Origin of the sequence: Altericroceibacterium spongiae (assembly GCF_003610805.1) — a bacterium.
In the GTDB taxonomy this organism is placed as follows: domain Bacteria; phylum Pseudomonadota; class Alphaproteobacteria; order Sphingomonadales; family Sphingomonadaceae; genus Altericroceibacterium; species Altericroceibacterium spongiae.
On sequence record NZ_RAPF01000003.1, the window covers coordinates 380958 to 404363 of the forward strand.

General features: G+C 58.9%; 25 protein-coding genes. 8 read left to right on the forward strand and 17 right to left on the reverse strand.

The features are described from left to right. Window positions 1-89: 89 nt before the first annotated feature. From sucD to D6851_RS07815, 6 genes are all read right to left on the reverse strand, one after another. Window positions 90-980 (reverse strand): succinate--CoA ligase subunit alpha, encoded by an 891-nt coding sequence (gene sucD / locus D6851_RS07790; protein ID WP_120324311.1) that lies wholly within the window; start codon window positions 978-980, stop codon window positions 90-92. Further along, complete coding sequence (locus D6851_RS07795; RefSeq protein ID WP_120324312.1) at window positions 977-1573, reverse strand: hypothetical protein; 597 nt, start codon at window positions 1571-1573, stop codon at window positions 977-979. Before D6851_RS07795 ends, sucD begins: the two co-directional genes overlap by 4 nt. A gap of 29 nt (window positions 1574-1602) precedes the next feature. Continuing rightward, the gene (gene mdh, locus D6851_RS07800; protein WP_120324313.1) at window positions 1603-2565 is read right to left on the reverse strand and encodes a malate dehydrogenase; all 963 of its coding nucleotides are present in this window, start codon (window positions 2563-2565) and stop codon (window positions 1603-1605) included. A gap of 282 nt (window positions 2566-2847) precedes the next feature. Continuing rightward, the gene (locus tag D6851_RS07805; protein ID WP_238473987.1) at window positions 2848-4809 is read right to left on the reverse strand and encodes a putative bifunctional diguanylate cyclase/phosphodiesterase; all 1962 of its coding nucleotides are present in this window, start codon (window positions 4807-4809) and stop codon (window positions 2848-2850) included. Between the two features lie 70 nt (window positions 4810-4879). Further along, a complete protein-coding gene (locus D6851_RS07810; RefSeq protein ID WP_147395444.1) occupies window positions 4880-5197 on the reverse strand; it encodes a hypothetical protein in 318 nt (105 codons plus the stop codon). Between the two features lie 123 nt (window positions 5198-5320). Beyond that, window positions 5321-6493, reverse strand: coding sequence for a cell wall hydrolase (locus tag D6851_RS07815; RefSeq protein ID WP_238473988.1), 1173 nt, complete (start codon window positions 6491-6493; stop codon window positions 5321-5323). A gap of 247 nt (window positions 6494-6740) precedes the next feature. Between D6851_RS07815 and D6851_RS07820 the strand changes: the two genes are divergently transcribed. Both D6851_RS07820 and D6851_RS07825 read left to right on the forward strand, forming a co-directional pair. Further along, on the forward strand, window positions 6741-8156 hold the full coding sequence (locus D6851_RS07820; protein ID WP_120324316.1) for a DNA recombination protein RmuC: 1416 nt from the start codon (window positions 6741-6743) through the stop codon (window positions 8154-8156). A 10-nt stretch (window positions 8157-8166) separates the two neighbouring features. Then, window positions 8167-8871 carry a hypothetical protein gene (locus tag D6851_RS07825; RefSeq protein WP_120324317.1) on the forward strand — a complete coding sequence of 235 codons (705 nt, stop codon included), beginning with the start codon at window positions 8167-8169 and terminating at the stop codon, window positions 8869-8871. On the opposite strand, the gene D6851_RS07830 is transcribed toward D6851_RS07825, so the two are convergent. The 8 genes from D6851_RS07830 to D6851_RS07865 form a co-directional block, all read right to left on the reverse strand. Then, window positions 8855-9262, reverse strand: a complete 408-nt coding sequence (locus D6851_RS07830; RefSeq protein WP_120324318.1) for an META domain-containing protein — start codon at window positions 9260-9262, stop codon at window positions 8855-8857. The genes D6851_RS07825 and D6851_RS07830 overlap by 17 nt on opposite strands. Before the next feature lie 109 nt (window positions 9263-9371). Further along, window positions 9372-10175, reverse strand: coding sequence for a TrmH family RNA methyltransferase (locus D6851_RS07835; RefSeq protein WP_183030027.1), 804 nt, complete (start codon window positions 10173-10175; stop codon window positions 9372-9374). An 8-nt stretch (window positions 10176-10183) separates the two neighbouring features. Then, window positions 10184-10459 carry an HPr family phosphocarrier protein gene (locus D6851_RS07840; protein ID WP_120324320.1) on the reverse strand — a complete coding sequence of 92 codons (276 nt, stop codon included), beginning with the start codon at window positions 10457-10459 and terminating at the stop codon, window positions 10184-10186. Window positions 10460-10494: 35 nt separating this feature from the next. Next, window positions 10495-10899 carry a PTS sugar transporter subunit IIA gene (locus tag D6851_RS07845; protein WP_120324321.1) on the reverse strand — a complete coding sequence of 135 codons (405 nt, stop codon included), beginning with the start codon at window positions 10897-10899 and terminating at the stop codon, window positions 10495-10497. A 67-nt stretch (window positions 10900-10966) separates the two neighbouring features. Continuing rightward, window positions 10967-11923 carry an RNase adapter RapZ gene (gene rapZ / locus D6851_RS07850; RefSeq protein ID WP_120324322.1) on the reverse strand — a complete coding sequence of 319 codons (957 nt, stop codon included), beginning with the start codon at window positions 11921-11923 and terminating at the stop codon, window positions 10967-10969. Window positions 11924-12003: 80 nt separating this feature from the next. Beyond that, the gene (locus tag D6851_RS07855; protein ID WP_120324449.1) at window positions 12004-12426 is read right to left on the reverse strand and encodes an HPr kinase/phosphorylase; all 423 of its coding nucleotides are present in this window, start codon (window positions 12424-12426) and stop codon (window positions 12004-12006) included. Next, window positions 12426-13982, reverse strand: coding sequence for a sensor histidine kinase (locus D6851_RS07860; RefSeq protein WP_120324323.1), 1557 nt, complete (start codon window positions 13980-13982; stop codon window positions 12426-12428). Before D6851_RS07860 ends, D6851_RS07855 begins: the two co-directional genes overlap by 1 nt. Next, on the reverse strand, window positions 13975-14751 hold the full coding sequence (locus D6851_RS07865) for a response regulator transcription factor (RefSeq protein ID WP_120324324.1): 777 nt from the start codon (window positions 14749-14751) through the stop codon (window positions 13975-13977). Before D6851_RS07865 ends, D6851_RS07860 begins: the two co-directional genes overlap by 8 nt. 294 nt (window positions 14752-15045) lie before the next feature. Here D6851_RS07865 and D6851_RS07870 point away from each other — a divergent pair, with 294 nt between their 5' ends. After that, on the forward strand, window positions 15046-16641 hold the full coding sequence (locus D6851_RS07870) for a phosphoenolpyruvate carboxykinase (RefSeq protein ID WP_120324325.1): 1596 nt from the start codon (window positions 15046-15048) through the stop codon (window positions 16639-16641). Window positions 16642-16723: 82 nt separating this feature from the next. Further along, entirely contained in the window at window positions 16724-17047 is a 324-nt protein-coding gene (locus D6851_RS07875; RefSeq protein WP_120324326.1) for a hypothetical protein, read from the forward strand. 138 nt (window positions 17048-17185) lie between these two features. Here D6851_RS07875 and D6851_RS07880 read toward each other — a convergent pair whose 3' ends face one another. Continuing rightward, complete coding sequence (locus D6851_RS07880; protein ID WP_120324327.1) at window positions 17186-19024, reverse strand: DUF885 domain-containing protein; 1839 nt, start codon at window positions 19022-19024, stop codon at window positions 17186-17188. A 78-nt stretch (window positions 19025-19102) separates the two neighbouring features. Here D6851_RS07880 and D6851_RS07885 point away from each other — a divergent pair, with 78 nt between their 5' ends. Continuing rightward, the gene (locus D6851_RS07885; protein ID WP_120324328.1) at window positions 19103-19303 is read left to right on the forward strand and encodes a hypothetical protein; all 201 of its coding nucleotides are present in this window, start codon (window positions 19103-19105) and stop codon (window positions 19301-19303) included. 142 nt (window positions 19304-19445) lie between these two features. On the opposite strand, the gene D6851_RS07890 is transcribed toward D6851_RS07885, so the two are convergent. Continuing rightward, window positions 19446-20102: an alpha/beta hydrolase gene (locus D6851_RS07890; RefSeq protein WP_120324329.1), complete on the reverse strand. Its 657-nt coding sequence runs from the start codon at window positions 20100-20102 to the stop codon at window positions 19446-19448. Between the two features lie 128 nt (window positions 20103-20230). Between D6851_RS07890 and D6851_RS07895 the strand changes: the two genes are divergently transcribed. Genes D6851_RS07895 through D6851_RS07905 form a run of 3 tightly spaced genes read left to right on the forward strand, consistent with a single transcriptional unit; the run spans window position 20231 to window position 22733 of the window. After that, window positions 20231-21316 carry a cysteine desulfurase family protein gene (locus D6851_RS07895; RefSeq protein WP_120324330.1) on the forward strand — a complete coding sequence of 362 codons (1086 nt, stop codon included), beginning with the start codon at window positions 20231-20233 and terminating at the stop codon, window positions 21314-21316. Beyond that, the gene (locus D6851_RS07900; protein WP_120324331.1) at window positions 21313-22398 is read left to right on the forward strand and encodes a cysteine desulfurase family protein; all 1086 of its coding nucleotides are present in this window, start codon (window positions 21313-21315) and stop codon (window positions 22396-22398) included. The genes D6851_RS07895 and D6851_RS07900 overlap by 4 nt, the downstream gene beginning before the upstream one ends. A 5-nt stretch (window positions 22399-22403) precedes the next feature. Then, window positions 22404-22733 carry a 2Fe-2S iron-sulfur cluster-binding protein gene (locus D6851_RS07905; protein WP_120324332.1) on the forward strand — a complete coding sequence of 110 codons (330 nt, stop codon included), beginning with the start codon at window positions 22404-22406 and terminating at the stop codon, window positions 22731-22733. 84 nt (window positions 22734-22817) lie between these two features. Here the strand turns inward: D6851_RS07905 and D6851_RS07910 are convergent, their stop codons facing one another. Further along, window positions 22818-23363 (reverse strand): type 1 glutamine amidotransferase domain-containing protein, encoded by a 546-nt coding sequence (locus D6851_RS07910; protein ID WP_120324333.1) that lies wholly within the window; start codon window positions 23361-23363, stop codon window positions 22818-22820. Between the last annotated feature and the right edge of the window lie 43 nt (window positions 23364-23406).

Genomic DNA, 23406 nt, shown 5'->3' on the forward strand with positions numbered 1-23406 from the left:
TGGGCCACCTTCAGCCGTCGGCTATCTGTGCCGGACATTCTAGTAATGTAAGGAGCCGGGCCCGAATATCAGGACCGGCTCCCAAAAAATCAGGCGAGTTCCTTGAGAACTTCGTTCAGCGTGGTGCCGAGTTCGCTGGGGGAAGCTGCAACGCGAATGCCGGCTTCTTCCATTGCAGCGATCTTGTCTTCGGCACCGCCCTGTCCGCCGGAGACGATCGCACCGGCATGGCCCATGCGGCGTCCCGGAGGCGCCGTGCGACCGGCGATGAAACCGGCCATCGGCTTCTTGCGCCCGCGCTTGGCTTCGTCCTTGAGGAACTGAGCGGCTTCTTCTTCGGCAGAGCCGCCGATTTCACCGATCATAATCATGCTTTCGGTTTCATCGTCGGCGAGGAACAGTTCCAGCACATCGATGAAATTGGTGCCGTTCACCGGGTCGCCGCCAATGCCCACAGCCGTGGTCTGGCCAAGGCCGATATTGGTGGTCTGGAACACGGCTTCGTAAGTCAGCGTGCCGGAGCGCGACACGACACCGACCGAACCCTTCTTGAAGATCGAGCCGGGCATGATGCCGATCTTGCATTCGCCGGGTGTCAGCACGCCGGGGCAGTTCGGGCCGATGAGGCGCGATTTGGAACCCTGCAGGGCACGCTTTACGCGGACCATGTCCATCACCGGAATACCCTCGGTGATAGCTACGATCAGTTCGACTTCGGCGTCGATCGCTTCGAGAATGGAATCGGCTGCGAAGGGCGGCGGAACGTAAATGACGCTGGCGGTCGCGCCGGTCTTGTCCTTGGCTTCGGCAACCGTGTCATAGACGGGAATGCCGATATGTTCGGTGCCGCCCTTTCCGGGGGTTACGCCGGCGACCATCTGGGTGCCATAGGCGAGGGCCTGTTCAGTGTGGAACGTGCCGGTAGCACCGGTCATCCCTTGCGTGATGACCTTGGTGTTCTTGTCGACGAGAATGCTCATTGATCGGTTAACTCCACGATGGAGGCAGAAAATACGAGGCCGCTTAAAGGCAGCTCTGCGAGAGGGCCGGGCAGATCTGCGTCCTGCTCGGCAAAAATGACTTCCATATCGGTATGATCGGGAGTGAGACCTGGTTCCCACCCATAAGACAGGATAGGAGAGTTTTCCGAAGGATCGGAAGACGGTTCACGCCCGGCCCATTCCGTCAGTTCGGCTTTGCCGATCGGCGCCGCCGCATCGAAGTCATAGATGCGACAGCCCCGGGATTCGAAACCGGCGCCACGGACGCCGGAAATAACCATATATAAATCGCGACCGGAAACCTCGCGGCGATAGGTACCGCCTTCGATGACTTCCATGTCCGTACCCATTCGCTCCATGGCGCGCCGTCCGAATGCGATCAGCTGGCCGACTTTCGAGTCGGGTACTGCATCGAAGGTTTTCCAGCCTGCCTTTTCCGCCAGAGCCGTAGCTTTGTCGAAATCGGCAATCGGCGTGCAGCTATGTTCGAACACGGAGAGCACATCCTGCGCCGGATAGGCGGCGGGTGTGCCCTGCGCTGTGGCTGCGGCCAGAAGAAGGCTGGAAAACATCGGGTCAGGCTGCCTTGGAGGGAGCGCGGTCAGCCAAGATTGCTATCGATGCCCTTGCAGGCTTCGATCAGCTCTTTGATCGTGCCGATCGACACGTTGAGATTGTCCTTGGCAGTATCGTCGAGAGCGATTTCGACGACTTCTTCAATGCCATTGGCGCCGATCATTGCGGGCACGCCGACATAGAGGCCGTCCACACCATATTCGCCGGTCAGATGTGCGGCGCAGGGCAGGATGCGCTTCTGGTCGCCAAGATAGGCTTCCGCCATGGAAATGGCCGAGGCGGCCGGGGCGTAGAAAGCGGAACCGGTTTTGAGCAGGCCGACGATTTCACCACCGCCCTTGCGGGTGCGGTCGACGATCTGGTCGATCTTTTCCTGGGTGGATTTGCCCATCTTGATGAGATCGGGAACGGGAATGCCTGAAACGGTCGAATATTCGACAACGGGCACCATCGTATCGCCATGGCCGCCGAGAACGAAAGCGTTCACATCACGCACGGATACGCCGAATTCCCAGGCGAGGAAGGTGGCGAAGCGGGCCGAGTCGAGTACACCGGCCATGCCGACGATCTTGTTATGCGGAAGGCCCGAATATTCGCGCAGCGCCCAGACCATCGCGTCGAGCGGGTTGGTGATGCAGATCACGAAAGCGTCGGGCGCGTTCTGTTTGATGCCTTCCCCGACCTGCTGCATGACCTTGAGGTTGATGCCGAGAAGATCGTCGCGGCTCATACCCGGCTTGCGGGGAACGCCTGCGGTAACGATGATGACATCGGCCCCTGCAATATCGGCATAATCATTGGTGCCGGTGACCTTGGCGTCGAAGCCCTGAACCGGACCGCACTGGCTGAGGTCGAGCGCTTTACCCTGAGGGATGCCTTCAGCGATGTCGAAGAGGACGACGTCGCCCAGTTCCTTCTGGGCTGCGAGATGGGCCAGCGTGCCGCCAATATTGCCGGCGCCGATAAGAGCAATTTTTTTGCGGGCCATGATTCTTCAGTATCCTTCCGCGATGCGGGAGCCGGTTGCCGTAATAAGGGCCTGCGTCCCTGCTTCCCGCGAAAGGGGCGTTGCAGGCCGTAACAAGGTTTCCGTAGGCAGGTGGGAACCCCATTGCAACCGTTAAAAGCATGAGGGTGCAACTTAGTATAGATAATGCGAACTAATAGCAATAGTGTTGCGAAAGGCTCGCAAACCCTTGGCTTAAGTATGGCTTCCAGGAATTTGTCTGACAAGAGCGGGCTTCGCGGGGAAACCCGAATAGCGCCCGGCTTATCCCGCCAGCCGGGCTGAAGGGGGCGTTTCCTGTTCCTGCGCCAGGAGCATGGCCGCGAGATAATCGGGTACGGCGCGGCTGAAATAATAGCCCTGTCCCAATGTGCAGCCGGCATTGCGCACGGTGCGGACCTGCTCGATCGTGTCCAGTCCCTCGGCCACGATATCCATTTCCAGCGTGGCGCCCATTTCGGCCACGGCGCGGATGATGGCATCGCTCTTCAGTCCGACATTGGGGCCGGACACGAAACTGCGATCCACCTTGATCTTTTTGAACGGGAACTTGTTGATATAGCCGAGCGATGAATAGCCGGTGCCGAAATCGTCCAGCGCAAAACGCACACCCTGAGCCGCCAGCTCGTCGATAAAGCGCGCCGTGTGCTGATTGTCGTCGAGGAACAGGCTTTCGGTCACTTCCAGTTCGAGCCGCGAGGGATCGAGATTGGCGTCGCGCAGAGCCGAGAGAATGCCCAGAGCCGCGCCCGGTGCACGGATCTGCACGGGGGAGAGATTGACCGCTATGGTCACATCCTCGGGCCACTGGGCGCAGGCGCGGGCGGCCTGGGCCGTGATCCAGTTGCCCAGTGTGATAATAACCCCGGTTTCCTCGGCTACCGGAATGAATTCGTCGGGGCGCAACTCGCCCTTTTCGGGGTGGAACCAGCGCACCAGTGCTTCGAAGGACCGGATATGGCCGGTTTCGAGATCGACGATCGGCTGGAAGAAAATCGACAATTCGTCCCGTTGCAGCGCCGCGCGCAATTCGGCCTCGATTTCCTTCTTGCGCACCAGATTGCGGGTCATGGATGCATCGAAGAAGCAGATCTGGTTCCGGCCGTTGATCTTGGCGTGATAAAGGGCGAGGTCGGCGCTTTGCATCAGCGTGTCGATATCGCCGCCATCGTCGGGCAGCAGAGCGACGCCCATGCTTGTAGCGGTTTCGATCCGTTCCCCGTCGAAACGCAGCGGACGGCGGATATCTTCCAGCACGGCGGCGGCAAGCCTTTCGCATGCCGCGCGATCATCCACTTCGCACACGACGATGAATTCATCCCCGCCGAAGCGTGAAATAGTGGCGTCCGCAGGCGCCCGGGCGCGCAGGCGGCTGGCCATTTCCGCCAGCACCCGGTCGCCGACCGGATGGCCGAGCGTGTCGTTCACTTCCTTGAATTTGTCGAGATCGAGCCATAGCAGCGCCAGACGCCGGCCATCGGGCAGGGCCATCAGCTTTTCGACAAGCTCGTGATTGAGCCCGGCACGATTGGTCAGGCCGGTCACGACATCGGTTCGAGCCAGATTGCGCATCTTGTCCGCCATCTCGGCGCTGGCTTCGGCCGCCATGATCTGTTCCTTCAGAACATTGAAGATGTTCATGGAAATCGAGGCCATGGCCACGGCCATGAACATCAGCAATATGCCGAGCGCGATCAGACCGATCGTCCCTATATAGAAGCTCACGGCGATGATTGGCAGAAGCGCCAGCAGAAGCTGCCCGATAGCGATCAGTGGCCGCCCGGCATTGCGCGAGGCTATCGCGACGCCGTAAGCGACGACATAGACGATAATCAGCACTTCGATATGGCGGTTGGTGTTTTCCAGCAGGGTGAACGCACCGACCAGACCCGAGGCGAAAGCGAAGCTGAAAGCCCCGATTTCGTAAAGCAGTTCCAGCGTTTTGGCATCGCGATCGAGATTGAAGCGCGCGACATGCGTTGCCATCAGCACCCGCATGATACCGATCAGCGCCAGCATGGCCGAGGCTGCAGCGAGCGGTATACTACGCGTTACATAGACAGCCGTCAGGCTGGCGCAGACGCCGCAAAACGCTCCCAGAGCCAGACTGACGGGCTGGGTATAGAGAGTCTCGACCAGTTTGTGGCGTACGCGCTCATTGCGCTCATCGCCGTCAAACATTCCGCCGAGCATATTATCCAGAATATGGGTCAGTCGGTATATCACATCGCTCCTCTTAGTAAGGAGGGATAAATCAAAGAGGTCACTGACTCGTTAAGATTGTTCGATTGGTTTTTCAGAGGGATTGCTGCCCGTCGTCTGAGTAGTGGTTAACTTCTGCTGCAACTTTGCGGTCGAGCGCCTGACAAACGGCGAACCACCAGCGATAGGCCTCGCGATCGGCGGCGAAGAAGGCGTCTTCCGCTTTATCGCGGGCGTGGCGGGCGGCGGACAGACCATGTTCGGCAAACAGACGCAGTGCCGCGCGCAGAATCGAGTCGCTGGGTGCTTCCGGATCGTTATCATTGCAGGCAGGACCGCAGACCGCGCTCGCGGCGAACCGGCGCCAAGGGCTGACAGATGTGTGTTCCGATGCGGAAAAGCGGATCGTCATGCGGGAATTTGCCTCTTCGATAAGCGACACCCATTCGTGCCGCGCGGCAAACCCCTAAAGCGGGAGACTGAAGCTAAGATTTTCGCTTATGGTAAACAGCGTATTAAGGGTGATGCGAGCGCCTCAGGGCTTGGCGATCCACTGGCCCGACGTCGCATATTCGGGCTTTACCTGCGAGGCGGACGGCAAATCGCCGACGAACAACCTGTCGCCCCCGCGCTCACGAATAGCCTGCGAATAAACCGGCGCGGCATTGCGCTCAGGAATGCCGTTGATACTTGTCGAAGCGGTGCTGTTCTGCCCCATCGAAGCAGAGTCTTCGCCAGCAGGCTGCGCCCATTCGCGGGCGAGTTCAGCGGGGTCGGGGGCCGGGGCGTTGGCAGCGGCAGCCGGTTTGCCAGGCAGCGGTTCATGTCCGCGATACAGTTCCGAAAAACTGGCCGGCCGGCCGGCAGCGCCCTGCCAGCGATAGAACTGATGCATCCCGATCGCACCGGCGGGGGTGAGCGACCCGGCCCAGTAAGGATGGACCTGCACCGTATGATAATGGGTGGCCAGACCCACCGGCGCATAGACCGTGCCTGCCAGAGCCTGTACCGCCACTTTCTCGGCCCGGTCCCACCACAGGCGCGCCGGTTTGCGGGCAAGCGATCCATCGCAGGTGAAGGTGAACTGGCAGCCCGTTCGCCGTTCCGATCCCTGAAAGACCACGCCGCATACCGTATCGGGATAGGCCGGATGGGCCACCCGGTTGAGAACCACCTGAGCCACGGCCCGCTGCCCGGAATCGGATTCGCTGGCCGCTTCGTAATAGACTGCCATGGTCAGACATTGCTGCGCTCTTGCACCCGAAAGCGCGGTTCCTGCCATATGGAACGGGCGTGCCGCCGGTCCGGCAAGTGCCGCAGCTTGATCGGGATTATGGCTGCTTGCAGCCTGATCGTCCCGCGCGGCAGAGGCTGTGCCTGAAGGCTGGACATAATAGAATGCCGATCCGGGAAAGCTTTGTCCGGGAATTTCGAAGCCGAAGCGCTCAGTGGCGGCAGCGGGTTTTTCGGGCTTCTCTGCTACGCCATACCAGGTGCCGGGTGCGGCCACAGCGGCCATAGTCGGCACGCCGACTGCCAGAATGAGCGCCAGACCGGCAGCTTGTTTTACTCGCCGCGTGCGGCGCGATTGCCTGCGCGCTTTTACCTGTGCCACCCAGTCATGCGCCGGCGCCGGGCTTGCGGCCGCGGCGGAGAGCTTCGTGGTCTCGCCGGATTGGCTGACGGGCTGGTGAAAATAATCGGGCAATGAGGCGATCCGGTCTGATTAATCGACTCGCCTGCAACATTTCGTTCAGGCAAAGCATGCAATAGGCGCTGTATTGCATAGAAACCCTTACCGGGAGCTTTCACGCCGTGTTGTACCAGTCTGGAACGAGATATGCCGCTGCCTTTGAGATGCGGCGCGCTCTTCCGGCGGCATATACGCCATATCACTGGTGGAAATCGCCATCCGGCTCTCTGGTGTTCCTGATGCGTTCCCGATAGGAAAAGATATGGATCCTATCGTTACTCTTATCGTCGTGCTGATAGCACTGGGGCTGGGCGCAGCAGGGGGCTGGTTCGCCGGATCGCGTCCTGTCGCGCAGTGGGAATCGCGCTTCCGCGCGCGCGATCAGGAAGCGCGCGAGATGAACGAAAAAATCGCCCGCATGGCGCCCGAACTTGCCACGATGAGCGACCGGGCCGCGCGGGCCGACCGGCTGTCCGAACAGCTCGACCAGGCGCGCGAAGAGCTGACCGCGCTGAAAACGCAGGCTGCCGGTTTCGAGGAGCAAAAGAAACTGCTGGTCGAAACGCGCGAAAATCTGCTCAAGGAATTTCAGAATACCGGTTCGCGCGTGCTCGGCGAAGCGCAGGAGGCTTTTCTGAAACGCGCCACGGAGCGTTTCGGCCATGCCGAGAAAAGCTCCGAGGAAAAAATCCGCGCATTGCTGCATCCGGTGGGCGAAAAGCTGAAAAATTATGAAGAACAGGTCGCACAGCTCGAAGCGAAACGAGTCGATGCTTTTGGTCAGCTGACCGGGCTGATCCAGTCCATGCGCGAAGGGCAGGAACAGGTGCGGGCCGAAGCGGCGCGGCTGGGCAATTCCTTGCGCAACGCCCCCAAGGCGCGCGGGCGCTGGGGGGAGCAGCAATTGCGCAATGTGCTCGAACAATGCGGTCTGTCCGAACATACCGATTTCCTGCTCGAACAGTCGATCGATACCGAGGATGGCCGGCTACGTCCCGATGCGATCGTCAATGTGCCGGGGCACAAGAAGCTGGTGATCGATGCCAAGGTCTCGCTTAACGCCTATCAGGATGCGTTCGACGCCGATACGGAGGAGCAGCGCGATGCAGCGCTGGCTGCCCATGCCAAGGCGATGCGCAATCATGTCCAGACTCTCGGGACCAAGAGCTATCAGAGCCAGTTCGAGGATGCGCCCGATTATGTAGTGATGTTCGTACCCGGAGAACATTTCGTCGCAGCGGCGCTTGAACAGGATCCCGGACTGTGGGATTTTGCATTCAAGAACAGAGTGTTGCTGGCAACACCGACCAATCTTGTGGCGATTGCCCGCACTGTGGCGCAGGTCTGGCGACAAGTCGGACTGGCGGAGGAAGCCAAGGAAATCGGTCGTCTGGGGGGTGAGCTGTATGACCGTCTGGCAAAAATTTCCGAAGATCTGGGCAAGATGGGAACTCATCTTGGCCGTGCGGTTAGCTCTTATAATGAATTTACCCGCAGCTTTGATACAAGAGTGCTGGTATCGGCCCGCAAATTGCGGGAAAAGCATATCGAGATTGGCAAGCGCGAAATCTCTGACGACATTTCTCTTGTCGAAGGCGCGCCGTTGCATGCCAGCCTTGCATCATCTTCCCAGGACGCTGCGCGGTCATTGACCGAAGGCGACAAAGATCAGGAGTAAAGGACGAAAAATGAAATGGCCTGTTGTGATCGCACTCGCCTTGTCTCTTCAGGCGTGCGACCGGCATGATGCGCCGGCAGACAAGGTCGTTAAGACGGCGGAAAATCTCACTCAGTTCAAAAAAGTGCCGGACCCTGCTCTCGCCAAGGGGCCTTATGCCCCGCGAGACGAATGTGGCGATGTGAAAGGGGCGGAGGAATTTCGCGCCAAGCTGGCTGAAGTGGTGAAGAATCGCGATGTTGACGGGCTGGTTGCCTTATCGGCAGAGGATATCAAGCTCGATTTCAACGGTGCTGCCGGAGCAGAAGAATTGCGCCGCAGACTGGAAGATGACGAATGGGATCTCTGGGAAGAACTGGATACTTTGCTGACGCTGGGTTGCTCGACCAATGGCCATGGCGGGATCACGATTCCCTGGTATTTCGAACAGAGCTTCGACACGGTCAATCCAGCCAATGGTATGCTGGTCACCGATGAAAATGTGCGGGTGATGACCGAGCCGCATCCCGATGCCGACACGCTGAAACGGATTTCCTGGGATGTGGTGCGGATCGACCGGCTGGTGCCAGACGATCGCTATCAGCCGGTTACTTTGCGTGATGGCGAAAAGGGTTATGTCGAGACGGACAAGCTGCGCAGCCTGCTCGATTATCGCCTGATGGCGTCGAGCCGGAACGGCAAATGGAGCATTACCAGCTTTATTGCCGGGGACTGATCTTCTGGAGAAGAGCCTGATGGCCGCTTGACCGGAGCGTCAGGCGGTCACCTTCCAGATCCATTTTCGGCCCCGCGACGAGCAGAGACTGAAGCGCCTGTTCCTGTTCGAACAGGCCGATATCGCGGCATTCCACGGTGGTTTGCCGGAATGGCCCGGCCAGCAGCCTTTGTTCCTCGACATGCCATGCGCCGCGCATCCTGTTGCAGCCGATGCTGGCCTGCACTTCGCTGCCTTTGAAAGACAGGCTGGCGGGTTTGTTGCCGGCCGGTGCCGCGCCGTCGAGCGTGGTGAGCCGCCATTCGCTATCCGCAAGCTGATGGTCCGCGGTGGGGCGGATGGCGCAGCCTGCAAGGCATAGCAGCAGAAAGGCGGGCAGAGCGCGAGGCATGAACCGGTTCTTACACGAGACAGGGTGAGCCTTATCTTAATGACCGGCTGAATATTTGTGCGGCGCGAAAAATATTTTCGGCCGCAGGCGTCAGCGAGCGGGCTTTAACTCAGGGTTTGTCGAGATTGTCCAGCACTTCATAAGCGAGCACCGCTCCGGCCACGGCGGCGTTGAGGCTGTCGGCCCGGCCGCGCATCGGCATGGTCACACGCAGATCGCAGGCCATTTCGTAGCTTTCGGGCAGGCCCTGCGATTCATTGCCGACCATCACGAAGCAGGGCGCCTGATAGGGTGCGCCACGATAGGGCCGGGCATCGCGCAGCGAAGCGGCGACAAGCTGCCCTTTGCCGGCGCGCAGCCAGGTGTGAAAATCTTCCCATTTTGCCTGTGCGACAGACTGGGTGAAGATGGCGCCCATACTGGCGCGCACCGCTTCGACCGAGAAGGGATCGGCGCAATCGTCGATCAGGATCAGACCGCCTGCGCCCACCGCATCGCCGGTGCGCAGCATGGTGCCCAGATTGCCCGGATCGCGCAGGGCCTGCGCCACCAGCCAGATCGCAGCGCTATCCCGGTCCAGCCTGTCGAGCGAGGTGTCGAACTCGGTGAAAATACCGGCAATCGCTTGCGGATTGTCCTTGCCGGTGATCTTGGCAAGAATATCCGGCGTGGTCTCGATGATTTCGCCCCCGGCCTGTTCCACCGCGCGTTCCAGCTCCGAGAGCAGAGGGTGGGGATCGCGGTTTTCGGCCATCACCAGCGTTTCGGGCAAAGTGCCGCATTCGCGCGCATCGGTCAGCAGGCGCAGCCCTTCGGCCAGAAACCGGCCTTCGCGCCTCCGGTGCTTCTTATCCCGCAGTGAGCGGAGATATTTGACGGTCGGGTTGGAAAAGCCGGTAATCGTGCGGCGCATGGAAATGGTCAGTCCTCGCCGAAACCGTTTTCGATCAGGGCCACCAGTTCGGCAAGCTGGCTTTCGGCATCGCGCCCTTCGACCGTGATGGTTATTTCATCGCCCTTGGCCGCGCCCAGCATCATCAGGCCGAGAATCGATCCGCCGGCGGCGCTGTTCTGATCCTTGGTCACCTGAACGCTGGCGCCTTCCATCGTGGCGACGGTTCCGACGAATTTGGCGCTGGCCCTTGCATGAAGGCCCCGTTTATTGACGATCAGTACCTGCGCGCTTGCCCTTTCCAAGCCGCTCCCTCCCGATTGTGGACCGTTGACCGGTCTCAGACTTCCTGCCCCAGCAGTTCCGAGGCAATGGTGATGTAATTCTGCCCGGCATCGCGGGCGGCGGCAACCGCCTTTGTCAGTTCCATCGTCTTGCGTGCGCCGGCCAGACGGATCAGCATGGGCAAATTGATACCGGCGATCACTTCCACCTTGCCCGCTTCCATCAGCGAAATGGCGAGATTGGAGGGGGTGCCGCCGAACAGATCGGTCAGGATAACTGCACCCTTCCCGCTATCCACCGAAAGAATGGCATCGGCAATTTCCTGACGCCGGACTTCCATATCGTCATTGGGGCCGATGCAGACCGTGGCGACTGCATCCTGTTCTCCAACGACATGCTCCATGGCACGGACGAATTCTTCGGCCAGCTGGCCATGAGTGACAAGAATTATGCCGATCATGCGATTGCACAACCCATCATGCCAAGGGCCACGACACGCCCGGAAGCGTGGGAAAGCAAAAATTCGGTCACGGCTGCTGTGGCCCTTCTATTATTTCGGCAGCGCGGGACGCCAGGTTGCGGTGCAGCACCGTGGGCGAAAAACCCGCTTCACGCAAGGTCTTCGCGATACGTTCTGCCATATTGACCGAACGGTGTCTCCCTCCGGTACAGCCGAAAGCGATGTTGACATAGCTTTTCCCCTGCGCGGCATAGAGCGGAAGCAGTTCGAGCAGCAGGTCGCGAATCTTGGGGAAAGTGGAAATGAAAGCGGGGTCGGTTTCGATATGGCGCCCGACAGGTTCGTCCAGCCCGGTGAGCGGACGCAATTCCGGGTCCCAGTGCGGATTATCGAGATAGCGCATGTCGAACACCAGATCGGCAATCGGCGGGACACCGCGCGAAAAGCCGAAACTCGAAATTGTCACCGTCATGGCATCGCCGGCGGAACCGGCGAATTTCTCGCGCACCGCCTGCTTCAGCTCATTGGTGGAAAAACCGCTCGTATCGACGAGCATATCGGCCCAGCGCCGCAGCGGGCTGAGCAATTCGCGCTCCGCCGCGATTCCGGTGCCGACCGGCATGTCGCGCGCCAGATGATGACGCCGGCGTGTCTCGTCGAAACGGCGCACCAGCTCATGCGCGGCGCAATCGAGGAACAGGGTAGTCACGACCAGATCGTCGCGTTCGGACAGGTCCTTTACCTGAGCGATCAGCTCCGCCGGGTCGAAACCCCGCGTGCGGCAATCGAAACCGATGGCGAGCGGTGGCGGGGCGGAATCGCCCGTATCGTTTTCCTCGGGCGGTGGCTGGACGAGCCGGTCGAGCAGGCGCACGGGGAAATTGTCGATCACTTCCCAGCCCAGATCTTCCAGTTCGCGCAGCGCGGTGGTTTTCCCGGCACCCAGCATGCCCGTGACGAGCAATATGCGTTGCCTTGTATCGCGTCCCGTATCGGGCCCTGTATCGAGTGACTCGCTGGCCATCAGCGCTGTGTGCGCCCAAGACCGGGAAATGTGAAGAGCCCGCAAGCTTTTCTTCACATGCTATCTGTTGCCGCCAGCTTTCAGGAGAGCGAAAGACCGTGCAGGGAGAGCGCCCATTCGCTGCGCAGCGGCAGGGTGGCACTGTCAGGATAGAGCTGGATCAGCGGCAGCAGAATGCCGGCCCTTTCGGTTCTCTCGGCTTCCTCGACATAGCGCGGCGCATCGGGATCGAGCTGGATGATGAGCGCCACCGGTGCGCTGGTCGTCGGCAGATCGATCAGCCCGACATTGCGGATCTCCAGTTTGCCCGCAATATTGGGTGGTGGCGAGGCGTGTAGCTGCCCCCCATGCGGACACAGAGCCACCCCGTCATCGCCGATCAGAACGGCGCCCCGGTCGATCAGATGAAGCGCCAGGCTGGATTTGCCGCTCCCCGGCATACCTTCGATCAGCACGGCCCGGCCGCCGATCGCAACGCAACTGGCCTGATGCAGAAAAGGGATCACAGGGCAGGCAGCTCCAGAATCAGGCAGGCACCCGCTTTGCCGTCCGTCCGGTCGGCAGCCTGCAATTTTCCGTCATGTGCTTCGGCAATGGTCCGCGCAATGGCAAGGCCCAGACCGCTATGGTCGCCGAAATTTTCGCTCTCCGGGCGGACCGAATGGAACCGCGTGAAAATATCCTCGCGCTGATTCGCAGGAATGCCCGGCCCTTCGTCGCAAATGGCTATTTCCACATGGCCGGTATCCTTATGCTGCAAGCCAATAGTGATGCAGCCGCCGGGCGGTGAAAAGGAGACGGCATTGTCGAGCAGATTGTCGATCACCCTTTCGAGCCGGGCTGCCACGCCCATCACCAGCGCGGAGCCGTCGCCATGATCGATCAGGATACGGCAATCGCGATTTTCACCGCGCCCTTCGCGAGCCTGCAGAACATGGCCGATCATTTCGCTGAGATCGATCTGTTCGAATGTGGCCCGGCTCAGCTCGGCATCGATCCGGCTGGCCTCGGCAATCTCGGTCACCAGCCGGTCGATCCGCCGCACATCATGCGCGGCAATATCGGTGAGCTGGGCGCGCAGGGCAGGGTCTTCCACCGAGGTCAGCGAGTCGATAGCGCTGCGCAGAGATGCGAGCGGATTCTTGATCTCATGCGCGACATCGGCGGCGAATGTTTCCACCGCATCGATCCGCTGGCGCAAAGTGGTGGTCATGTCCGACACCGCGCGGGCGAGCAGGCCGATCTCGTCGCGCCGCTCGCTCATCCGCGGCACTTCCACTTCACGGTCGCGCCCGCGCCGCACTCTCACCGCCGCGCGCACCAGCATCCGCAGCGGCTCGACAATAGTGCGGGCGAGATAGAGCGAAAGCTGGATCGAAATGAACAGCGCCACCGCCACGATGATGGCCAGAGTCTGCCGGGCATCGCGGACCGACTGGGTGATATCGAGCGCATTGCGCGTGGTGAGCAGAATCGTCCCCGAGGATAACGGTGTGGCCGCGGTGATAACCGGCGTGCGGTCGGGCGCATAGCGCAGCCGGGTCGTGGTTGTGGCATCGTTATGCGCTTCGGTGACTTCGGGCAGGGGCGGGGCATTTTCGCTGGCCGGGGCGGCATAATCGGGAACCTTTTCGGCCCGCACCAGCCAGTCTATCCCTCGGTCGAGCGCACGGGCAGCGTCCTGCAACCAGGGTTCGCTGTCCGGATCGATCAGCGTGAAAGTCGGCCCGGAAAGGATGAAATTGTCTTTCAGCAAATGCCCTTCCGCACTGTAAAGCTGGAGGCGCATATGCTGTTCGCGGCCGATTTTGGCGAGCAGTTCTTCCTGCCGTGTTTCGCTCACCCCGGTCAGCGCTTCGGCAGTGATCTGCGCCTCGGTGGAAGCGAGTTTGAAACGCTCTTCGAGCAATTGCCGGCGATAGGAATCGAGGAACAGCAGACTTCCGCCCAGCAGGGTCAGCGCGATGATATTCACCGCGAGAATGCGCGCTGTCAGCGAAGTGCTGAGCGGGAAGGCCAGCCTTTCGAGGCGCCGCCCGCGTGCGGAGCGCTCAGCCATCGGTGAAGCTGTAACCTGCCCCGTAAAGCGTTTCGATGGCACCGAAACCGGGATCGACTGCACGGAATTTACGCCGCAACCGCTTGATATGGCTGTCCACCGTCCGGTCATCGACAAAGGTGTCGTCGGGATAGGCTGCATCCATCAGCTGATTGCGGCTTTTGATGACCCCGGGATGCTGCGCCAGCGCTTCAAGGATCAGAAATTCGGTTACGGTCAGCCCCACCGGCTTGTCCTGCCAGGTGACCAGATGGCGCGCCGGGTCCATTTTCAGCCGACCGCGTTCCAGCATTCTGACCGGCTGGCCGGTCTCCGCAACGGGTTCCGTCCGCCCTGTTTCATTTTCGATAGCCGGCGCAGTGCGGCGCAGGATTGCCTGAATGCGGGCAATAACCAGACGCTGGCTGAAGGGTTTGGCGATATAGTCGTCCGCGCCCATCATCAGCCCGGCTTCCTCATCCTGCTCGTCATCCTTGCTGGTGAGAAAAATGACCGGAAGTGTCGTGGTCTCATGCAGGCGGCGCAGCAGCTCCATCCCGTCCATCCGCGGCATCTTGATGTCGAAAACGGCGAGATCGGGCGGGTTGTCGCGCAGCGCCTTCAGTGCGGTTTCGCCATCCGAATAGACGCGCGTGGCGAAGCCTTCGGCCCGCAGGGCGATAGACAGGGTGGTGAGAATGTTCCGGTCGTCATCGACCAGAGCGATGACACGCTGATCGGCCGGAAAGGGGCCATGGGTGCTGGGTAAAGGATCGATATCGGCAGCCATGGGAGGTGGATAGACTATCCTTTCAAGGGCTGCACGCAATATCCGGTGCAAATGATATGCAGAACGCCCTTGCATAATACATGGCTTGTCCAGCGTATTGGCTCACGCTGTCACCACTATTCCTGCGATGTTAACGAATTATGTTTATGCACGCTTTGGGTATAAAAGAGAAAAAAATATGCACAAATATGGCAAATTGACGCGGCGCGTAGTGCGGACTATTGCGGAAATAACAAGGGATATTCCTTAGAATTTCTATTTCGTGCCATATTCCAGGACTAGACGGAGACCGCAGTGACCGCTTCCCTTTCCAAGCCCCTTTCCGATCAGGGCATAAAAACCGACGCCGAGATTCTGGCCAATCTCGGTACGTCCGCCCTCGTCGAAAACGCTATCCGCAATGGTGAAGGTCGCCTTGCCAAGGATGGTCCCCTTGTGGTCGAAACCGGCCAGCATACCGGCCGTTCGGCCAAGGATAAATTCATCGTCCGCAATGCCGAAACCGAAGACACGGTGTGGTGGGGCAAGGTCAACGTGCCCATGACGCCCGAACATTTTGCGGCGCTCAAAGAGGATTTCCTTGCCGAAGTGGCGAAGAGGGACACGCTTTATGTCGCCGATCTGTTCGGCGGTTCGCAGCCCGAACATCGTGTAAAGGTACGGGTCATTAACGAGCTGGCATGGCATAATCTCTTCGTCCGGACGCTTCTGGTCCGTCCGTCGGCGGAAGAGCTGGAAGGGTTCGATCCCGAATATACCATTATCGATCTGCCCAGTTTTCAGGCTGACCCGGAACGGCATGGCACACGCACCGGAACGGTGGTCGCGGTCAATCTCGAAGAAAAGCTGATCCTGATCGGCGGCACCAAATATGCCGGTGAAATGAAGAAGAGCGTCTTCGGTATTCTCAACTATCTGCTGCCGGTGAAGGGCGTTATGCCGATGCACTGCTCGGCCAATATCGGCGACGATGGCAAAACGGCGGTCTTCTTCGGCCTGTCGGGCACCGGCAAGACCACCCTGTCCGCCGATGCCAGCCGCACGCTGATCGGTGACGATGAACATGGCTGGTCCGATACGGCGGTCTTCAATTTCGAAGGCGGCTGCTATGCTAAGATGATCCGTCTGTCGCCCGAAGCCGAACCGGAAATCTACGCCACCACCAAACGTTTCGGCACCGTGCTCGAAAATGTGGTGATGGATGAGGAAACCCGCACGCTCGATTTCGACGATAACACGCTCGCCGAAAACAGCCGCGGTGCCTATCCGATCGATTTCATTCCGAACTGTTCGGAAAAGAATCTCGGCCCGGTTCCGTCCAATGTCATCATGCTCACTGCCGATGCTTTCGGTGTGCTGCCTCCGATTGCGCGGCTGACGCCCGATCAGGCCATGTATCATTTCCTTTCGGGCTACACTGCCAAAGTGGCTGGCACGGAAATCGGCGTGACCGAACCCGAAGCGACCTTCTCGACCTGCTTCGGCGCCCCCTTCATGCCGCGCCACCCCAGCGTCTATGGCAATCTGCTCAAAGAACGCATCGCCAAGGGCGGTGTCTCCTGCTGGCTGGTCAATACCGGCTGGACCGGCGGCAAATATGGCGTGGGCAAGCGGATGCCGATCAAGGAAACCCGCGCGCTGCTCAATGCCGCGCTCGACGGGTCGCTCAACAATGCCGAATTCCGCAAGGATCCGAATTTCGGTTTCGAAGTGCCGGTCTCCGTCCCCGGTGTCGACGATTCCATTCTCGATCCGCGGGCGACCTGGGCGGATAAGGACGAATATGACGCCACGGCGCAAAAGCTGGTGCAGCTTTTCGTGGACAATTTCTCCGAATTCGAAGCGCATGTCGATGAAGGCGTGCGTCAGGCTGCGCCGCAAACCGCTTAAACGGCCTTTATTCCGCCAGACATCGCTTTTCAGAAAGCCTGTCTGGCGGTACTCTCCGGCATCGTTTGCAAGGAGAAACGGCATGAGCATTTTCGACAGTCTTCTGGGCGGCGGCGCGGGGGATAATCCCACCGTTGCCAATATGGCCGAAAAACTGGGTATCGATCCGGCGCTGGCGGAGAAGGCCATTGCCGCTCTGGCGAAGGCGCATCAGGCGCCGGGCGATACGGTGGAAACCGCAGCCGGCGAAACCGGTCTTTCGACCACTATCATCCGGCAGATTATGGAGCAGATCGGCGGCGAAGGATCGCTGACCGAATTTGCCAATATGCTCGATCGCGATGGCGATGGAAATCCGCTTAACGATGTGGCGGATCTGGCGAAGGGCTTCTTCGGTAAAAAGTAAGATTTATTGGAAAAACCCGTGCAAAAGGCCGCCAGATGCTCTGCGGAGCGGGTCTGGCGGCCTTTTGCGTATCTATGGCCCTGTTAGACCGGTTTATGGCCCTGTTCGGTGACGTTCAGCGCCCCGTTGAGGAGGGGGCTATATCAGGCCGTTTTGCCCGTCAATATAGCGCTGGATATTCTTCGCCAGAACGTCGAGCGGGACATTGCCGCCTTTCACCACAGCATCGTCGAAGCCTTTGATATCGTAGGAAGACCCCATGGCTTTTTGCGCGATATCCCGCTGATGGAGAATCTCGTTCTGTCCCACCTTGTAGCCGCAGGCCTGACCGGGCCAGCTGCAATAGCGCTCCACTTCGGGAACGATCTCTTCCGCCGGGTCGCCATTGCGTTCGACAAACAGCCGGATCGCTTTCTCCCGGGGCCAGCGCTTGGCATGGATGCCCGTATCGGCCACGAGGCGACATGCCCGAAAAGCCTGATCCTGTAGATAACCTAAGCGCCAGGCAGGGTGTTCCGTGTAAGCACCAAGCTCATCAGCAAGCTTTTCTGCATAAAGTGCCCAGCCTTCTGAATAGGCGTTAAAGGCCAGAATAGAGCGGATCAGCGGCAATTTATTGGCATATTCACCCTGCCAGATATGCCCCGGAATCGCCTCATGATGGACCAGAGTCGGCAGTGTATAGCGCCGGTGCAAATCGGTGGTCCGCAGATTGATCCACATACGGCCGGGGATCTTCCCATCTTTCGATCCGGCGCCGCCATAAGCCGTCGGCGCGCCCAGTTCCTCGGCCTTCGGAATGCGCCGGACTTCCAGATTGGGATCAACTAAAGTATTGAAAGCACGTGGCATTTGTGCCTTGATCCAGTCGATCCGTTCATAGATGAAATCCATGATTTCCTGACGGCCCGGATCGCCCTTCGCGAACTGAAAACGCGGGTCTTTACCCAGCTCGGTCATCCGTTCGCCGACGCTGCCGGAAGTATAGCCCAGATCGTGCAGGATAGGGTCCATTTCGGCATGGATTTCTTCAAGCTGACGCAGGCCCGTTTCATGCAGCTCATCAGCCGACTTCGTGGTCGTTGTGCTGGCGCGCAAGGCCCAGTCATACCACTCTTCGCCCTGCGGCTGAGCCCACATACCGGCTTCGTTACCGGCGGTTTCGCGTTCCTTTTTCAGCTCGGCAAGCTGAGCTTCGAGCGCTTCGGCAATCGGTCCGCTGACGATTTTACGGGCCTGTTCTGCCCAATTGCCGGGAATATCTTTTGTGCGTTCTGCCAGTGATTTGACATAGCTTTCACCGTTTTTCGCATCTTTTATGGATTGTTCCATCTGCGTTATAGCTTTGTCGAGCAAGAACGCAGGAGGCACCATGCCCATTTCGCGAGCTGAACGGATGCGGTCCAGCTCACCGGACAGCACCTGCGGAATCCGGGTAAGTCGCGCAATATAGGCTTCGGCATCGGCGGAGTTGCGAACCGGGTGATCTGCATCCATGAAGCGTGGCAGGTCGATATAGGCGCCGACATTCTGGATCACGACATAGGGCGTGTTCCGCCAGCCACCGACCGCGACATCGCCATAGGGCAGGGCAAAACCATCGAGCGCAGTGGAATAGGCGCTCTGGACGACTTCCAGACTGGTGCGCGTCTGCGCATCGAGCGATGACGTATCGACCGCTTTTACGCTGTCGAGATCGGCCTGCAATGTCGCAACCAGCCTGTCCTGTCCTGCAGGTGACGGATCGGAAAGCTCGCCGCGCAGAGCGGCATGTTCTCCCGTATCGATGCCTAGCGAAGTGGCGGTTCCCGGCATATGCTGTATAAGGTTCCACGCAACATTGCCGAGCAGGCTTGCGGCCGATCCGTTAGTGGCACTGGCAGTTCTGGTGCAAGCTGGAAGTGCGGTGAGTGACAGAGAAGCGCCGAACCCGGCAAGAGTCTGGCGGCGGGTGAGGTTCGATAGGGGGGAAGTCATGCCGGATGTTTGCTCGCCACCGGTCAAGCTGTCAAACGCTTGAGTATAAACATTTAAAAACAATTATTTAGAGATTATATGCTGGATGTTGCGCTTTCATTGCTGGCACTTTGCGCTGTGGCGCTGATCGTCGGAGCCATTCTGCTCTGGCGCAGGCAGGGTCTGTGCAGACCGGTCTGGCTGATGTTTATCCTTGCGCTGGTGATGCTTCTCAATCTCGGTATCTGGACAGTGCCGGACCAGCACGGAAAGAGTTTGGCAAAAGAGGCCGGACAATGATTATCGCTGAGCGGAAAAGGGTGGGGCACCCCTGAAAAGCGATAACTCGTTGCTGCAAGTAATGCTTGTTTTCACATCAAAAAATCCCGCTGAGAACCGGGGTTCCAGCGGGATTTAAATCAAGAAATGCACCAGGGGCCGATTATTTAATCGGGCAATCCGGAGAAAGACGGAAATCGAGATAATTGTCGACCGAGGTCATCAGTTCCTCCAGCTCGTTTTCGAAGAAGTGATTGGCGCGGGGAATCTCATCGTGATGGATCGTGATGTGTTTTTGAGTCCGCAGTTTGTCGACCAGTTTCTGTACCGCAGCGGGCTGCACAACCGTATCGGCCAGACCCTGAATCAGAATCCCTGAGGCCGGGCAGGGCGCGAGGAAGGAGAAGTCATACATGTTGGCTGGCGGAGCCACCGAGATGAAGCCGCGAATTTCCGGGCGACGCATCAGCAATTGCATGCCGATCAGCGCACCGAAACTAACTCCGGCGATCCAGGTGGTCTGTGCTTCGGGGTGAATCGACTGCACCCAGTCGAGCGCCGCTGCAGCATCGGAGAGTTCGCCGACGCCATTGTCGAAACTGCCCTGACTGCGGCCTACACCGCGGAAGTTGAAGCGAAGAGTGGCGAAGCCGCGATCGGCGAAGGTCTTGTAAAGACGCTGCACAATGCGATCATTCATTGTGCCACCACCCTGCGAATGCGGATGGAGAATCATCGCGACAGGTGCACGGGGGCGGGAAGCGGGTTTGAACCGGCCTTCCAGACGGCCTTCAGGACCGGGAAAGATGACGGAGGGCATGAATCGTCTCTCGAAAAAGAGGTTGATAAGGGGCGCAGGTGGCGCACCAAGAATTGCCAGCTATATAATAGGCTAGGCCAATTTCGCAATTCCATAAGGTTCGCAAGAGTAATCTTGCGGAAAATTTTGTGTCAGACCGTATCTATCTCGACCATGCCGCCACTACTCCTTTGCGTCCGGAAGCCGCTGCCGCGCTGGATCTGGGACGCTCTATCTGGGCTAATCCTTCCAGCCCCCATGCAGAGGGCCGAAAGGCGCGGCAGGCGCTGGAAGATGCTCGTCGCGAAGTCGCTGCAGCGCTGAACTGGACCGGAGAAGCGGTTTTTACTGCCGGTGCGAGCGAAGCCGCTTCGCTGTCTCTGGGGCAGGCCAAAGGCGGGGAACGATTCGTTAGCGCCGTTGAGCATGATGCCATTCTGAAAGCGGTGCCCGATGCCACCATTCTGCCGGTCGATGCCGATGGCAGTATTAATGCGCAGCGGCTTGCCGATATGTTGCTTGCTACTACACGGCCTGTCGTCGCTATTCAGAGCATAAATTCTGAAACCGGAAATCAACAGGATATCCCGGCTCTCTCGCAAATCGTTCATGAAGCGGGAGGAGTGTTGATTGTCGATGCGTCCCAAAGTGCTGGAAAAATGCCTTTGCCTGACGGTGCCGATGCGGTGATTGTTTCGGCTCACAAGCTGGGTGGCCCGATCGGCATCGGTGCGCTGCTGCTACGCGATTTTGCTTTGCTGGAACCGGTGGGAGGTCAGGAACGTGGCTATCGACGGGGCACTGAAAACCTTCCTGCTGCAATGGCTTTCGCTGCCGCTTTGAAAGCCTGTCGGGAGCCATATTGCGATCCGGCTATTCTCGCTCCGGTCCGGGAAAGACTTGCGCCTGCCTGTGCCGAATTCGGTGCCGTGAGGCTCGCAGACCGGCTGGCTCACCCCACGCCCTATATCGAAGCGCTGGCCATGCAGGGCATTTCGGGCAGTGCTCAGCTTATGCGTTTTGATATGCAGGGCTTCGCTATCAGTCAGGGCAGTGCCTGCTCTTCGGGAAGTCTGCGCGGCAGCCACGTGTTGCAGGCGATGGATCTCGATCCGGCAATTGCCGAGAATGTGATTCGAGTCAGTTTCGGCTGGAATACTACACGTGAAGAAGTGGAGCGTTTTTGCACAGTATGGATTGCCATGGCGCGCGAAGGGCGTGACAAAAGCGCATGATTTACTGCGATTATCAGGCAACAACGCCGCTGGCTCCCGAAGCCCGTGAAGCCATGCTGCGCTGGCTTGACGGGCCCGAAGGGACCGGTTTCGGGAATCCACACAGTCCGCATCGAATGGGGCGGCAGGCCGATGCCGCCGTGGAAGTTGCCCGCGACCGGGTGGCGGCGCTGTTTCCTCCCGGCGGACAGGTTATTTTTACCAGCGGGGCGACCGAAGCCATTAATCTTGCCCTTCGCGGTTCGGCGGAAAAGGATGATAAACGTCCTGTCGCTGTTTCTGCCATCGAGCATGCTGCCGTGCTCGATACTGCCAAGGCGCTGGGAGGGAGAGTGGACATTCTCCCCGTCAATCACGAAGGGCTGGTGAGTCAGGATGCGCTGCTGGCAGCCAATGTCCGGCTAGTGGCGGTGATGCAGGTTAATAATGAAATCGGAACCGTTCAGCCTTGCGATCGCGTCGCTCGCCGGGCTCGGGCAAACGATGCGTTGTTTTTATGCGATGCGGTTCAGGGGGCAGGTAAGATAGCGCCGCCCGATGCAGACCTGATCGCGGTATCTGCGCATAAGCTGCATGGGCCGAAGGGGATCGGAGCCTTATGGGTTCGCGACGGGGTTAAGCTTCATCCGGTGCAGACCGGAGGAGGACAGGAAGCGGGCTTACGTTCGGGGACGCTCAGTCCGGCTCTATGCGCCGGATTTGGTATGGCAGCAAAACTGGCTGTCGAGCAGCGGGACGATGATCTGCTTCATATTGAAAGGCTGTGGGAGGCTGCGCGAACATTATTCGCTGGCTGGACGCTGAATGGTAGTGCTTCGAACCGCTGGCACGGCAATCTCAATCTCAGGCGCGACGGGCTCGATGTGGCCCGTCTCATGAGCGAAGTAAGGCAAGTTGCATTTTCTGCCGGATCGGCCTGTGCAAGCGGTTCCGGCCGGCCCAGCCATGTTTTGCAGGCAATCGGTTTGTCCGAAGTGGAAGCCCGGCAATCGATCCGACTGGGCTTTGGACGTTACACGAAGATGACCGAACTTGAACAAGCTGCAAATATGATTAATGATGCTGCGGCGCAGCAAGGATAGGTCCCATTAAAGTCCTTTTTTTCACCAGCGATGACCGGAAAGTGGAAGCAGAGGCGAAGCCGGGTGATCGGCTGTTGGATGTCGGTCAGGGAATTGGAATGCCCCTTGAAGGCACTTGCGAAGGTCAGATGGCCTGTTCCACCTGTCACGTGATTCTTGGTGAAAAATGGTTCGCTAAACTGCCCGAGGCGAGCGAGGAAGAAGAAGATATGCTCGATCTCGCAGCTGGTGTGCAGCGTTTCAGCCGTCTTTCCTGCCAGATTGAACTGACTGAGGAGCTTGACGGTATAGAAGTGCATGTCCCGGCTGAGAGCCGCGACGCACAGCGTTATTGAGGGTTCTGATTTTCGGCAGGCAATATTGTCCCTGCCCTCTTTCTGAAAGAGAGCAGGGATAGAAGGCAAGATTCTAGCCTGTTATCAGGCTGCTTTGGATAGTTTCTCTTGGTTCAGCGTGTTTATCAGCGCTTCGGAGAAAGCCGGAATATCGTCAGGATTGCGGCTGGTGATGATGTTAGCATCCTGCTGAACTTCTTTATCCACCACATTGGCGCCTGCATTGCGCAAGTCAGTACGGATCGAAGGCCAGCTCGTAACTGTTTTTCCACGTATTACGTCCGCTTCGGCAAGCATCCATGGGCCGTGACAGATCGCAGCGACAGGCTTGTTGGATTCGGCGAAGCTGCGGACGAGCTTGACGGCCTCCTTGTTCATACGAAGCATATCGGGATTGATCTGCCCGCCAGGCAAAACGATGCCGGCAAAATCTTTTGAATTCACGTCATCAACAGTAGCGTCTACATTGACCGTGTCGCCCCAGTCTTTCTCATTCCAGCCCCTGATAGAGCCGCTTTCGAGGCTGACGACGGTGGTCTCGAATCCTGCCGCTTCCAGATTGGCTTTCGGTTTCATTAGCTCCGACTGTTCGAAACCATCGGTTGCGAGGATCATAATTGGCTTGGTCATAAGGATAACTCCTTGAATTTGCTTTGACCCTTTAACGAATGGG